This is a genomic window from Sphaerisporangium sp. NPDC049002 (genome assembly GCF_040649355.1).
Lineage (GTDB): Bacteria > Actinomycetota > Actinomycetes > Streptosporangiales > Streptosporangiaceae > Sphaerisporangium.
Window position 1 is genome coordinate 1 of sequence record NZ_JBEZFH010000066.1, and the last position, 12,717, is coordinate 12,717.

At 70.7% G+C, this 12,717-nt stretch carries 14 protein-coding genes; 7 read left to right on the forward strand and 7 right to left on the reverse strand.

Annotated features, from left to right (window positions below; genetic code table 11):
- Nucleotides 1-323: 323 nt before the first annotated feature.
- From AB0B89_RS15825 to AB0B89_RS15835, 3 genes are read left to right on the forward strand one after another with little or no spacing between them, the layout of a single operon-like run.
- Nucleotides 324-1,133, forward strand: coding sequence for a hypothetical protein (locus tag AB0B89_RS15825; protein ID WP_358552832.1), 810 nt, complete (start codon nt 324-326; stop codon nt 1,131-1,133).
- Nucleotides 1,133-2,209 carry a glycosyltransferase gene (locus AB0B89_RS15830; RefSeq protein ID WP_358552834.1) on the forward strand — a complete coding sequence of 359 codons (1,077 nt, stop codon included), beginning with the start codon at nt 1,133-1,135 and terminating at the stop codon, nt 2,207-2,209. The genes AB0B89_RS15825 and AB0B89_RS15830 overlap by 1 nt, the downstream gene beginning before the upstream one ends.
- Before the next feature lie 47 nt (nt 2,210-2,256).
- Complete coding sequence (locus AB0B89_RS15835; RefSeq protein ID WP_358552836.1) at nt 2,257-2,538, forward strand: metal-sensitive transcriptional regulator; 282 nt, start codon at nt 2,257-2,259, stop codon at nt 2,536-2,538.
- A gap of 115 nt (nt 2,539-2,653) precedes the next feature.
- Here the strand turns inward: AB0B89_RS15835 and AB0B89_RS15840 are convergent, their stop codons facing one another.
- From AB0B89_RS15840 to AB0B89_RS15850, 3 genes are all read right to left on the reverse strand, one after another.
- Nucleotides 2,654-2,842 (reverse strand): hypothetical protein, encoded by a 189-nt coding sequence (locus AB0B89_RS15840; RefSeq protein WP_358552896.1) that lies wholly within the window; start codon nt 2,840-2,842, stop codon nt 2,654-2,656.
- Between the two features lie 203 nt (nt 2,843-3,045).
- The gene (locus AB0B89_RS15845; protein WP_358552838.1) at nt 3,046-4,398 is read right to left on the reverse strand and encodes a hypothetical protein; all 1,353 of its coding nucleotides are present in this window, start codon (nt 4,396-4,398) and stop codon (nt 3,046-3,048) included.
- Between the two features lie 33 nt (nt 4,399-4,431).
- Nucleotides 4,432-5,013, reverse strand: a complete 582-nt coding sequence (locus tag AB0B89_RS15850; protein WP_358552840.1) for a gamma carbonic anhydrase family protein — start codon at nt 5,011-5,013, stop codon at nt 4,432-4,434.
- Between the two features lie 184 nt (nt 5,014-5,197).
- Between AB0B89_RS15850 and AB0B89_RS15855 the strand changes: the two genes are divergently transcribed.
- Nucleotides 5,198-6,568 carry a hypothetical protein gene (locus AB0B89_RS15855; protein ID WP_358552842.1) on the forward strand — a complete coding sequence of 457 codons (1,371 nt, stop codon included), beginning with the start codon at nt 5,198-5,200 and terminating at the stop codon, nt 6,566-6,568.
- Between the two features lie 103 nt (nt 6,569-6,671).
- Here the strand turns inward: AB0B89_RS15855 and AB0B89_RS15860 are convergent, their stop codons facing one another.
- The 3 genes from AB0B89_RS15860 to AB0B89_RS15870 form a co-directional block, all read right to left on the reverse strand.
- On the reverse strand, nt 6,672-6,896 hold the full coding sequence (locus tag AB0B89_RS15860; protein ID WP_358552844.1) for a hypothetical protein: 225 nt from the start codon (nt 6,894-6,896) through the stop codon (nt 6,672-6,674).
- Between the two features lie 125 nt (nt 6,897-7,021).
- Entirely contained in the window at nt 7,022-7,771 is a 750-nt protein-coding gene (locus AB0B89_RS15865) for a GntR family transcriptional regulator (protein WP_358552846.1), read from the reverse strand.
- A gap of 152 nt (nt 7,772-7,923) precedes the next feature.
- Entirely contained in the window at nt 7,924-8,463 is a 540-nt protein-coding gene (locus tag AB0B89_RS15870; RefSeq protein ID WP_358552848.1) for a VanZ family protein, read from the reverse strand.
- A gap of 209 nt (nt 8,464-8,672) precedes the next feature.
- Between AB0B89_RS15870 and AB0B89_RS15875 the strand changes: the two genes are divergently transcribed.
- Both AB0B89_RS15875 and AB0B89_RS15880 read left to right on the forward strand, forming a co-directional pair.
- On the forward strand, nt 8,673-9,032 hold the full coding sequence (locus AB0B89_RS15875; protein ID WP_358552850.1) for a bifunctional 3-phenylpropionate/cinnamic acid dioxygenase ferredoxin subunit: 360 nt from the start codon (nt 8,673-8,675) through the stop codon (nt 9,030-9,032).
- The gene (locus AB0B89_RS15880; RefSeq protein WP_358552852.1) at nt 9,029-10,144 is read left to right on the forward strand and encodes an aromatic ring-hydroxylating dioxygenase subunit alpha; all 1,116 of its coding nucleotides are present in this window, start codon (nt 9,029-9,031) and stop codon (nt 10,142-10,144) included. The genes AB0B89_RS15875 and AB0B89_RS15880 overlap by 4 nt, the downstream gene beginning before the upstream one ends.
- Before the next feature lie 11 nt (nt 10,145-10,155).
- On the opposite strand, the gene AB0B89_RS15885 is transcribed toward AB0B89_RS15880, so the two are convergent.
- Nucleotides 10,156-10,926, reverse strand: a complete 771-nt coding sequence (locus AB0B89_RS15885) for an IclR family transcriptional regulator (RefSeq protein ID WP_358552854.1) — start codon at nt 10,924-10,926, stop codon at nt 10,156-10,158.
- Nucleotides 10,927-11,062: 136 nt separating this feature from the next.
- Between AB0B89_RS15885 and betA the strand changes: the two genes are divergently transcribed.
- Nucleotides 11,063-12,709 (forward strand): choline dehydrogenase, encoded by a 1,647-nt coding sequence (betA, locus tag AB0B89_RS15890; protein ID WP_358552856.1) that lies wholly within the window; start codon nt 11,063-11,065, stop codon nt 12,707-12,709.
- The last annotated feature ends 8 nt before the right edge of the window (nt 12,710-12,717 follow it).

A 12,717-nucleotide genomic window follows, 5' to 3' on the forward strand; every position in this document is an offset into this window, starting at 1 on the left:
AGACGCGATCAACGAGAAGAAGAACAGCGGCCAGGCCAAGGAGTCGCTGGAGGTCGTGGACGTGGCCCAGCTCCTCATCACCTCGGTCAAGGGCCAGCCCGTGAAGGCCTGACAGGCCCACAGCGGCGGGCGTGCCGGTGGCCGTACGAAGATCATCGGCGCGCCCGTCCCCGCGCGGGAACGGACGGACGTCTCCGCCTGCGGGCGGCTGGGAAGCCACGCCCAACGGGCGAAAGACGGGGGCCGAAAACCTTTCTCCACATATCGGGAAAGTCACGGTAACCTCAACGTCGCGGGGCTCGATCGACGGGGAGGGAGCGCCGGTGCGCGTTGTCGTAACCGATGCCGAGGTCACCATGGCCGACGTCCTCTCGCTTCGCCTTGCCATCGAGGAGCCCCTGGCCGACGGCACGCAGCTCATCCTCCGGCAGCGGGGCACGGGGGTCGAAACCAAGATCGTGCTCGGCACCTCGGGAGCGGAGGTGCGCGAGGCCTCCGTCGCGGTGTCACTGGCGCCGCTCGGGCTCAGCCCCGGCCGCTGGGACGCCTACCTGCAGCAGGAGCCGCCCGCTGAGGAGCGCACCCGCACCCGCATCCAGTCCGTCGATCCGGGCTTCTCCCTCGACCGGCTGGACGCCTACGCGCTTAGCAGGCGCACCCTGTCCTACCGCGCCTATCGCACGCTCAACGGCTTCCTGGCCGTCAAGATCGCCCAGGCCGATCCGGTGGCCGACGTCCGCGCGGTGTGGTTCCGCGAGGGCCGTTTCGAGGTCACCGGGTTGCTGGCCTACACCGGGTTCGACGACGACGACGCGCACCACACCGCCCGCCTCGCCCTGCGCCGTACGGCCGGACCTGAGACGGCGGTCACGGCCGCCGCGACCGTGAAGGGGGTGCGGTTCCACGCCGCGCTGTCCCTCTGCGACGTCATCGCGGCCACGCCCGAGTACGAGGGGCTGTGGGAGCCGTCGCTGGAGGTGGACGGCATCGACGCGCCGCTGCCTCTGGGAGGGCGCATCGACGACGTCGACGGCAAGCGCCGCCGTGTGCACTACCCCGACACCAAGGTGGACGGCGTGCCGGTCCGCCCCTGCTACACCGCGGACGACGAGCTCCGTCTTGAGGTGGGCTGATGAAGATCTGCTTCCTGGTCCCCTCGGCGTACGGCATGCGCGGCGACACCCGGGCCGTGCTCAACCTCGCCACCGAGCTGGCTTCCCGGCACGAGGTGGAGATCGTCAGCGTCAGGAGGGTCCGGGAGACCCCCTTCTTCCCGGTCGACCCGCGGATCTCGCTGCGATGGCTCATCGACGCCCGTCCGGGCGTCCGCCACCTCCTGCCGCGGGGGCAGATGCGCATGGAGGTGGCGCTCTGGCGGACCCTTCGCGGCCTGCGCTGCGACCTGCTGGTGACCACGCGGCCGGGTCTCAGCGTGCAGGCGGCCCGGCACGTTCCACGCGAGACGGTGCGCGTCGCGCGCGAGTGGAGCCGCCCGGCCGTCCCCGGGCCGATCCGCAGGTTCTATCCCAAGCTGGACGCGGTAGTCACCTCCACTGGGACGGCCAAGGAGGAGTTCTCCCGGATCCTCGACGGCACGGACGGGCCGGCGATCCACGTCATCCCCGACGCCCTTCCCCAAGCGCCCTGGCCGCGCTCGCGCATGGACAACCGCGTCGTCTCGGCGGGCGGCAGATGGCTGCCAGGCAAGGCGTTCGACCGGCTCATCGAGGCCTTCGCGATCGTGACCGACAAGCGGCCTGACTGGCGGCTCCGCCTGTACGGGGGCGGTCCAGAGGAGAAGCGGCTCCGGGCACTGGTCGGCCGGCTCGACCTCCACAACAACGTCTACTTCATGGGCACCACCCCCGACCTGCAGGGGGAGTTCGCCAAGGCGTCGATCGTGGCCGTCACCTCGCACGCCGAGACGCCCGGCATGACGGTGATCGAGGCGCTCGGGTGCGGCGTCCCCGTGGTCGGGTTCGAGGGCACGCGCGGGCCCGGAGAGTTCGTGACGTCCGGCCACGACAGCGTGCTGGTGCCGCAGGGTGAGGAGGAGATCCAGGCGTACGCCTCGGCGATGCTGGCCCTGATCGACGACGAGCGCCGCCGCATGGTGCTGGCCGCCGGAGCGCTGGAGTCGGCCGCGGGTCACGCGGCCCCGGCCGTCGCGACCCGGTGGGAGGCGCTGGTGGGAAGCCTCCGGCCCTGACGTACGGCGTCCCGTGGGCGATACCCCGAAGAGGTATTCTGGCCATTATGCATGGGTACAGCGGAGACAAGCAGGCATATCTCACCAGGCTCCGGCGGATCGAGGGCCAGGTCCGCGGGCTCCAACGCATGGTCGAGGAGGATTCCTACTGCATCGACATCCTCACCCAGGTGTCGGCCGCAACGCGCGCCTTGCAGGCCGTGGCACTGGGGCTCCTGGAGGACCATATCGGTCACTGCGTGACGGATGCGATCAACGCCGGTGGACCCGAGGCCGAGGAGAAGGTCAAAGAGGCCTCCGCGGCCATCGCGAGGCTAGTGCGGTCGTAGCGGTTTTCGGGGGTTTCCCGGCCCGGCCGGACTAGTCCGGCAGAGTGGTCACGGGTCCTTTCGCAAAACCGTCCCGAACCCTTGAGGGAGTCCGGGACCAGTTCCGCGAGCATCTTCAGCGACTCACCGGAGTCCGCAATCCAAGCGCGTTGTCGAGCTCATCCAAGGTCAGCTCTCGCTCGCTGACAGCGACGGCGCTGAGCACCTCCGCGTAGAGCGCGATCTCGTCCAACGCGACACGGTCATGGACCCGTGAGTCCAGGTAGTCGTGCCCCACCGCGTCGTCCTTCCTTCCGCAGCCCACACCCACTCCGAGGTTACGACCGGGTCGCTTTCGAGGACATGGCCCATCGGGACCATTCGTCAGGGCGACCCGAGTCCTCGTGGAACCATTTCCCGGATCCGAGATCACAATTCAGCCAAATCCCCATATGGCTGGACGGGGAATGATATACGCGGGGTAAGTATGGAATAGCCTGATAAAGCGTTTAGATCATGGCACCCCGGTCACGTGTGGCGTATCCATTCCGATGAGGTTCCTGGGACTCCAGGAAGCGGATCATCGCGCTCGTGGATCAGGCAGCTGACCATCGCCGCGGATGTGGGGAAGCCGCGCGGGGGAGGCGCCGTACCGGTCAGCCGGCACCAGGCGAGCCCGGTCGCGTACCCGGCCCCCAGCAGAGCCGCCGCCGCTCCCCTGCCCGGCGGCCGCAGGGCCGCCGGAGGCTCGCCCTCCCGGGGCCAGCAGCCACGCAGAGGGTGACGGGGCTCGGAGAGCGTCACGTAGTACGTCTGCCGCAGTTCGGAGTCCAGCCATGGGTACAGCTGGGTGGCGACCCCCGGCGCCACATGCTTGACGTCGGCGGCCAGCAGCGACGCCGCCACCGCCCGGGGGTCGGCGCCGTGGGCGCTCACGAACGACAGCGCGTGCGCCATGTCGTACAACGTGTGCCGGAAATGCTCACCCGGCGAGGTCTCGGCGACGATCGCGCCCTCAAGGTGCGCCGGGCAGCGCGCGAGCCAGGCCCGCCGGATGGCCGCCACGTCCCAGGACGGGTGGTCCAGATAGGGCTGGGCCCGCAGGGGCTCCACCATCGCGAGCAGGGCGGCGGCGCGGGGACCGAACCGGGGATCGGCGAGCAGGACGCGGGCCGTGTCGGCCACCAGCCCGGAGAGGCGCATCGCGGCTCCCTGGGCCCCGGCGCCCAGCCGCTCGGCGTAGAGCGCGACCAGGGCTTCCAACGGCATCGGAGGCAGCCACCGCACCCAGTCGTCCCCCGGCAGCGGTCGCGCGAGGAACTCCCCGAACATCGAAAGCAGCACCTCGTTGCCGTCGAACGCCGGGGCGTACGCGCACCACATGATGGTGCCCCACATCGTGGCCACCGTCGCCGGGACGTCGGCGTAGAACATCGAGCGAAGCGGCCCGACGACGTACGAGGCGTCCGGCTTCATCCCCCGGCCGGCGTCGAGCAGTGCCCGTAGCCGCTGGGTGACCTGGTGTGGCACGTCAGGGCCGACGAAGGCCTGGGTGGACCCCCGGTCGAAGGCGAGGTCGGCGGCCGTGGGCAGCAGGTGCTCGGGGATGAGCGGAGCCGGATGCGGGGGGCGCGCCGAGGCGCGTGCGCGGGGGCCGGCGGGAGGCGCGGACAGGTGCCACTGCCCGTCGGCCGGGTCGTGGCGGTACCAGCGGGCGTGGCGGCCGAACAGCCAGCAGCCGCCGTCGGGGGTGAGCAGCAGGCGGGCCGCCATCGCCTGCGCCTGGGTGTGTGCGGGGACGTCGGCCCAGCGCGGGTCCGCGATCATGACGCGGACATCCCGCTCGATCGCGTCGAAAGGGTCCCACTGCACGGCGGCCATGCTACTGGGGGCATGTCACAGACCCCCGCCCGTTCAGGCGCCGGGCCCGGGGGGCAGCGGGCGGGCGGCGCGGTGGCGGGCGGCCTTCTCCACGTAGGTGTCCGGCGTGCGGGCGAACGTGGCCCGGTCGCGGTCCGTCAGCTCGCGGACGACCGTGCCGGGGACCCCGGCGACCAGCACCCCGCTGGGGATCTTCTTGCCGGGCGTCACCACGCACCCGGCCGCGACCAGCGAGCCCGCCCCGATCCTCGCGCCGTTCAGCACGACGGCGCCGATGCCCACCAGCGCGCCGCTCTCGACATGCGCGCCGTGCACCACGGCGCGGTGGCCGAGGCTCACCCGGCTCTCCAGCACGGCGGGCAGGCCGGGGTCGGCGTGCAGGCAGCACAGATCCTGGATGTTGCACTCCTCACCCACCTCGATCGCCTCGTCCTCGCCGCGCAGCACCGCGCCATACCAGACGTTCGCGGCCCGCGCGAGCCGTACCCGGCCCACCACGACGGCGGTGGGGGCGACGTAGGCTTCGGGATGGATGGACGGCACACCGGTGTCGAGTGCCGCGATGTACGGCGAGGCCAGAGGCACCGCCGGGCCCGTGAAAGTCGGCTCGCTCATGAGATCGATGATCTCATGAGGCCCCCGGCCGGTTTCTCGGCCTTGCGACCGGTAGGCACTCATTCGACCGGAAGAGGTCAGGCGTTCGGGTTGCGGACTCGGACAGATGGCAGGAAAGTCGTGTCCTGACGTGTCGTTACCAATGCACGACCCCCACTCGATTCACGACCCCCAGGGCTCAGCCATGACGAACCAGCACGACAGCTTTCCCGACATGATGCACGAGGACCTCGGCTTCGAGGTGGTGATGCGTGGATACAGCCGCCGGCAGGTCCACGATCACATGGTCCGGACGCGCAACCAGATCCGTGATCTCGAAGAACGGCTGGCGCGGGCCATCGATCAGGCCGAGCAGGGCCGCATCGAGCTCGGAGAGGCCCGCCGCCGCCTGGCCGAGGCCCCTCAGGACTACGACGAGCTCGGCCAGCGGCTGAGCCAGATACTCAAGCTCGCCGAGGAGGAGGCGATCTCCAAGCGCGAGACCGCCGACACCGAGGCGACCAAGATGCGCGATGACGCCTCGGCCGAGTCCGAGCGCATCCTCACGGCCGCCCAGGCCGAGGCGGAGCGCCGCGTGGAGGAGGCGACGGACGCCGCCGAGCGCCTGCTGGCGCAGGCGGGCGCGGACGCCGAGGAGACGCTCGGCTCCGCGCGCGCCGAGTCCGAGGAGACCCTGCGCACGGCTCGCGCCGAGGCCGACCGGTCGCTCACCGCCGCGCGTCACGAGGCCGAGCGGCTGGTGTCCGAGGCGAACAACCAGGCCGAGGCGACCCTCGCGTCCGCCAAGGCCGACGCCGAGGCGACCGTGAAGGCGGCGCGGGCCGAGGCCGCCGACACGCTGGCCGCCGCGGGTGCGCGCGCCGACGCGCTCGACGAGCACACCGGCCGCCGGGTGACGTTCCTCACCGACACCCACACCGAGGTCATGCGCCGGCTCAACGAGATGGGCTCCGTGCTGACCGACCTGCTCCACCGTGAGGGCACCGCGGGCGCGCTGGTCGACGAGTCCGCCGTGCTGCCGCCCCGGCCTGTCCTGGGCTCCGTCGACGACCTGCGCCGCGACGATCCGATCCATGACGACGGCCCGGCCGCCGAGGAGCTGGAGTCCGTACGGGTCGTGCTCGACGCGGACGGCGACGACCGTCCCGGCCACGACGGCGCGGCGTTCGGTCCCGCCGACGTGCCGCACGTGCCCGGCGCCGACCACGCCGGCGAGGTCCACGGGCCCGGCGGCGCCTACTCACGCGACGGCGGCTACTCCGGTGACCTGGGCGACGCCCGCGACGCGAACGACGCGCACGCCGCCAACGACGTCCACAAGGACGACGACGAGGAAGGCGGGCGCGTGCACGTCCTTCGGGACGCCCATGACCTGCGCGACCCCAACGAGACGGTCGACGTCGGCGGGCGTGGCGACGTCGACCCGCGTCACGGCAACGACCACGAGGGGCCGGGCAAGGGGCGCGTCCGTAATTTCTTCGAGGAGACCGACGTCCACCTGAGCCGGGTTCCCGACCAGTCCGGCGGTGACGGGCTTCCCGCCCACCGGCAGTAGCGGGCGGCGTTCCGCGCGCCCGGGCCGTGGCGCCTGGCGGAAACCTCCGCCCCCGATCGGGTCGGAGGTTTCCGCGCTCTCCCGTCGCGGGCGTCGCCCGCGATCAGGTCTCGCGATCGATTGAGGGCATGCACTCCTGCTGCTCCAGCAGCCTCTCGCGCAGGCCCTCCGGATCATCGGCGTCGATCGTCATGGCACACCCCGCGTCACGTTCCTCCTCGGTGAGCGGGTGGTGCCGGGTGGCCCACCACCGCCCGGCGTCGCTCCTCCAGATAGTCCACTCGGGGAACTCCCGGGCGATTTCGGCGAGGTGCCGGTCAAACGACATCCCGTCCACCCTTCCCGCGGTGAGGGCCAGGTTTGTACCGTTCCCCCTCACGTTGAGGGACATCTCTAGAGAAATCAATGTTCGGGGTGGACAGGTCAACCTAACGCCCGACGCCGGGTCTTGACTCAGGCGTCGAAGTCGTACTGAAGTACATACGACGCCGCATCCATGATCATCTTGTTCAGCTCGACCGCCATGCCTCCGGTGGCGTACGCCGACCTGCACACCTCGATCACCGGGGTCCCGGCGGGCAGGCCCAGCTTGGCGGCCTCCTCCGGCGTGGGCATCCTCGCGCGCACCTCCTCGGTGAAGTGCGCGGGTGCGTGCCCGAGGTCGCGCAGTCGCGCGTAGACGCCGCCAGGGCCGGTGTCCTGTGCCGTGATCGACGATCCGGCGACGAGTTCGGCCGGAAAGTGGGATGCCGCGAGCTGCACCGCCCGTCCGTCCACGGAGTAGCGCCGCCGCCGTACCCAGACCTCGTCGCAGCCGAGCACCCGTGCCGCGTCGTCGGCCGCCGCCTCGCGGGTGATCGTGAGGTCGTCGACCGTGTACGGGCGGCCGGTCGTGTCGGAGTCCCAGATGGCCCTGCCCGCTCCCCACTGCTCGCGCGAGAGACGCCGGGACCCGTGCCGCCTGATCGGCCGGAACTGCCGTACGTAGACCCCCGAGCCGCGCCTCGGCACGGCCACGCCTTCGTTGATGAGGACGGCGAGCGCCTGTCTCGCCGTGGCACGGGCTATGCCGTACTCGGACATGAGGGCGTTCTCGCCCGGCAGCCGGTCCCCATCGCGGAACTCGCCGTTGACGATCGCCTGGCGCAGGCGATCGGCGATCCGGCGATAGATCGGGGGTTCGTGAGGTACCGGGGATTCCATCACGCTTTATCACCCTCAGTCACCAAAGCCGGTCCGCGTCTCCAGAGAACTTGCCCCGCCTTGTCCACGATCGCACAGATACGCAGGTTGGTCCCGTGCTTCTTTTGCGCGAATCGTGCCCGTGTGGTGATCTTCGGGTCTTTCCGGTGCCGTTACTGTGGACCGGTCCCAACCGTGATCGGCCTGGCGTGCCATGGCCGGGTCGCGAGGGCCGCGAGCACGGCTCCCGCAGCGTTGAGGAGGACGTCGTCCACCGACGACACGCGGCCGAGCCGCAGGCTGTACTGGAGCGCCTCCACCGTGACCGACAGCGCCCCGGCGAGGAGGGCGACGCGCCACAGGCGGGCGAAGCGCGGCGAGCGGATCGGCAGCAGCGCGCCCAGCGCGGCGAAGACCAGGAGATTCCCTCCCACCTGCGCGAACGCCGATCCGAACGGACCGTCCGCCAGTTCGGCGAGATCGCGCAGGGGCACGAGACTGACCCCCGAGGCGGTGCCGGGCGTGAGGATCATCCACAGCCAGGGAAGGGTGCCGGCGACGGTGAAGACGTCCGCGTATGCGGTGCGCGCGGGGTGCGGACGGCCCCGGCGGGCGCGCCACCGGGCCAGCAGATGAGCCGCGAGGACAGCGACAGGCAGGCATAAAACTGTGGCTAAGACGACATATCCCCAGAGGTGCAACTCAAGCCGCATGGCGGACATCCTTCCGGATGGCGACTCGTCGCCGGGAAGAAATCCCGGCGTGCGCGCGAGGCCGCTCGGGTAACAGGAAGCTGGCTTCGGAGGAAGACCCCTCCCACGCTGCCCGCCCCCGGCGGTGTATTGACAGGCGGCTCACCTGGGACGCAATCTGTTGCGCATAGCGAGTCCCGTTCCGCAATTCACAACTGAGGGGTATCCGCGTGATCCCAGCGTGTCCCCTCGCGGCGCTGCCGCGGGGCGAGGCCCATCGGCTCGACATCGATCCGCCCGTGGCGGTGTTCCATACCGGCGACGGCGAGATCTACGCCGTCGACGACACCTGCACGCACCAGGACGCCTCGCTCTCCAACGGGTGGCTGGAAGGCTGCGAGATCGAGTGCCCGCTCCACTCCAGCCGGTTCGACCTGCGGACCGGTCAGGTGGACAGCCCGCCCGCCAAGCTCGCCGTGCGCACCCACGGAGTCGTGGTCGAGGGCGGGATGATCTACGTGGTGCCGTCCGACGCGCCCCCCAACCTCCCGCCGGGCGTGACGGCGGGGCGGCCGAGGAGTGACTCGTGAGCACGTCGAGCCTGCTCGCCACGCTCGCCGGCGGCCTGTACGCCGACGAGAACGTCTTCGCCCTCGAACAGCAGCGCATCTTCGAGTCGATGTGGTTCTGCGTGGCCAGGGCGGACGACCTCGGCAGGCCCGGCGCGTTCCGCACCGTCCAGGTCGGCCGCGAGAACCTCATCGTCAGCCGCGCGAGGGACGGCTCGATCCGCGCGTTCCTCAACGTCTGCCGGCACCGGGGCGCCCGCATCTGCACGGAGGAGTCCGGCGAGGTCCGGCGGGCCTTCCAGTGCGCGTACCACGCGTGGACGTACGACCTCGAAGGCAAGCTGATCGCCGCGCCGAACCTCACCAAGATGCCCGACATCGACCGGGTCGAGTACGGCCTGGTCAACGTGCACGTGCGCGAGTGGATCGGGTACGTCTGGGTGTGCCTGGCCGACGAGCCCCCCTCGTTCGAGGAGGACGTGCTCGGGGCCGTCGTGACCCGGCTCGGCGACCTGGCCTCGATCGAGAACTACGGCATCGAGAACCTCAAGGTCGGCCGCAGGATCGTCTACGACGTCAGGGCGAACTGGAAGCTGATCGTCGAGAACTTCATGGAGTGCTACCACTGCGCGACGATCCACCCCGAGCTCACCGAGGTGCTGCCCGAGTTCGCCGACGGGTACGCGGCGCAGTACTTCGTGGGCCACGGCGCCACCTTCGGCTCGGGCATCGAGGGGTTCACGGTCGACGGCTCGCCGGGGGTCGACCGCATCCCGGGCGTGAGCGACGAGCAGGACCGCCGCTACTACGCGATCACCATCAAGCCGCAGGTCTTCGTCAACCTCGTGCCCGACCACGCGATCGTGCACCGCATGTTCCCGCTCTCGGCCGACCGTACGGTCGTGGAGTGCGACTGGCTGTTCCTCCCCGAGGTCGTGGACGGTGGGAAGGACCTCGGCCCGTCCGTCGAGCTCTTCCACAAGGTCAACGTGCAGGACTTCGACGCGTGCGAGCGCTGCCAGCCGGCGATGAGCTCCCGCGCGTACGCGAACGGCGGCGTGCTCGTGCCGAGCGAGCACCACATCGCGGACTTCCACGACTGGGTCGCGGGGAAGCTCGGCCTTGGCCGCTGAACGCCCGGCCCTCAGCCGGAGAACCCCAGGCGGTGGCTGATGTCGGCGGCGCCGTCGATCAGGACGGGCGCGAGCTCGTGCATCCGCTTCTCGCTGAAGCGGTAGGCGGGCCCGGACGCGCTGACGGCCGCCACCACCTCCCCGTCGTACGACCGGATGGCGGCGGCCATGGCGTTCAGCCCGACCTCGTACTCCTCCAGGGTCACGGCGTAGCCCCTTGCCCTGGCCTCGTCGAGCTGCGGCGCCAGCTTGGCGACCGAGGTCACGGTCGCCGGGGTGAAGCGCTGAAGTCCGGCCGCGGACAGCAGGTGGTCGCGGTGCCGCTCGTCCAGGTGGGCCAGCAGGACCTTGCCGCTGGAGGTGGCGTGGAGCGGGGTGAGCTGCCCGACCCAGTTGTACGCCGTGACCGCCGACGGGCCGCGCACCTGGTCGAGGTTGACGGCGTAGTGGGCGCGCACGACGGCGATGTTGACGGTCTCGCCGATCTCCTCGGCCAGGCGCCGGCAGACCGGACGGCCCTGCTGGGTGAGGTCGAGGCGGGACGCGACCCCGCCGGCGAGGCGGATGACGCCGAAGCTGAGCCGGTACTTCCCGCGGTCCTCGGCCTGCTCGACGAGGCTCCTGGCCTCAAGGGCGCCGAGGAGCCGGAAGGCCGTCGACTTGTGGACGCCGATCTCCGCCGCGATCTCGCTGACACCGGCCTCGCCGCGCTGGGAGAGGATCTCCAGCACGCTGATGGCCCGGTCGACCGACTGCACGCCGGCCGAGGAATCGTTGCCCATAGCTGGGGACTGTAGGCGGGACGGCAGGGTGACGTCCATTTGGGCGGCTGGTTCGGGATGGTTGCGCATAATGCACTGTTGTGCGTCAATCGCTACAAGCGAAGTTCAAGCTACGCGTGAGCGAGGCGAGGCAGGAATGTACGACTTCGTCATCGTCGGTGGTGGGTCGGCCGGATGCGCCCTGGCGAACCGGCTGTCCGCGGATCCCTCCGTCCGGGTGCTGGTCCTGGAGGCCGGCCGCTCGGACTTCTCCTGGGATGTCTTCATCCACATGCCCGCCGCGCTGATGTTCCCCATCGGCAGCCGGTTCTACGACTGGAAGTACGAGTCGGAGCCCGAGCCGCACATGAACGGCCGCCGCATCTACCACGCGCGCGGCAAGGTGCTGGGCGGGTCGAGCAGCATCAACGGCATGATCTTCCAGCGGGGCAACCCGCTCGACTACGAGCGCTGGGGCGCCGACCCGGGCATGGAGACCTGGGACTACGCGCACTGCCTGCCGTACTTCAAGCGCATGGAGAACGCCACTGCCGACCCGGGCACCGCCTTCCGCGGGCATGACGGGCCCCTCGTGCTCGAACGCGGTCCCGCGTCCGGCCCGCTGTTCGACGCCTTCTTCGAGGCCGTGCGGCAGGCGGGATACCCCCTCACCGACGACGTGAACGGCTTCCGCCAGGAGGGCTTCGCGGCCTTCGACCGGAACATCCGCCGGGGTCGCCGCCTGTCCGCCGCCCGCGCGTACCTGCACCCGGTCAAGCGGCGCCCCAACCTGGAGATCAGGACGCGGGCCTTCGTCACGAAGATCCTCTTCGAGGGGAAGCGCGCCGTCGGCGTGGAGTACGACGGCAGGACCGTACGGGCCGGCGAGGTGATCCTCTGCGGTGGGGCGATCAACTCGCCGCAACTGCTCCAGCTCTCCGGGGTGGGCGACGCCGCCGAACTGAAGGCCGCCGGCGTGGAGCCCGTCCACGACCTGCCGGGGGTGGGGAGGAACCTGCAGGACCACCTGGAGGTCTACGTCCAGTACGGATGCAGGCGGCCGGTGTCGATGCAGCCCGCGATGAAGTGGCGCAACCGCCCGTGGGTCGGGGCGCGGTGGCTGTTCCTGCGCAGCGGCCCCGGGGCCACCAACCACTTCGAGGCGGGCGGCTTCACGCGGAGCAACGAGGACGTCGCCTACCCGAACCTGATGTTCCACTTCCTGCCCCTCGCCGTGCGGTACGACGGCTCGGCCCCGGCGGGCGGGCACGGCTACCAGGTCCACATCGGCCCCATGTACTCCGACGCGCGCGGCTCTGTGAAGATCCGGAGCACCGACCCCCGGGTGCGCCCCGCGCTGCGCTTCAACTACCTGTCGACCGACCAGGACCGGCGCGAGTGGGTGGAGGCGGTCCGCGTCGCGCGTGACATCCTCAACCAGCGCGCCATGGACGACTTCAACGCGGGCGAGCTGTCGCCAGGCCCCTCGGTCCAGACCGACCAGGAGATCCTCGACTGGGTGGCACGGGACGGCGAGACCGCCCTGCACCCCTCGTGTACGGCACGCATGGGCGTGGGGGAGGACGCCGTGGTGGACCCGCGGACCATGCGGGTGCACGGCCTCGCGGGGTTGCGCGTGGTGGACGCCTCGGTCATGCCGTACGTCACCAACGGCAACATCTACGCCCCCGTGATGATGGTGGCCGAGAAGTCCGCCGACCTGATCCTCGGCACCACCCCGCTGCCGCCGGAGCACGTCGAGTTCTACCGCCATCCCGGCCGGGCCGATGCGCCTGCTGAATAGGGTTGTGC